Genomic DNA, 375 nt, shown 5'->3' on the forward strand with positions numbered 1-375 from the left:
TCGTCCGCATCCAGGAAGAAGTTGAGATCGTCGGTCTGCGCGACACTCAGAAAACTACCTGCACCGGCGTTGAAATGTTCCGCAAGCTGCTCGACGAAGGTCGTGCTGGCGAGAACTGCGGCGTACTGCTGCGCGGCACCAAGCGTGACGACGTTGAGCGTGGCCAGGTTCTGGTCAAGCCAGGCACCGTCAAGCCGCACACCAAGTTCACCGCAGAAGTTTACGTTCTGAGCAAGGAAGAAGGCGGTCGTCACACTCCGTTCTTCAAAGGCTACCGTCCACAGTTCTACTTCCGTACAACTGACGTGACTGGTAACTGCGAGCTGCCAGAAGGCGTTGAAATGGTAATGCCAGGTGACAACATTCAGATGACTG

The 375-nt window shown here is 56.0% G+C and carries 1 protein-coding gene; it reads left to right on the plus strand.

Translation table 11 applies throughout. The features are described from left to right. Positions 1-375, plus strand: a 375-nt coding sequence (locus tag IB266_RS30515; protein ID WP_263864940.1) for an EF-Tu/IF-2/RF-3 family GTPase, incomplete at both ends; no start/stop codon positions are given.

This window comes from Pseudomonas sp. Pdm06 (assembly GCF_014851795.1).
GTDB classification, from domain to species: domain Bacteria; phylum Pseudomonadota; class Gammaproteobacteria; order Pseudomonadales; family Pseudomonadaceae; genus Aquipseudomonas; species Aquipseudomonas fluorescens_AA.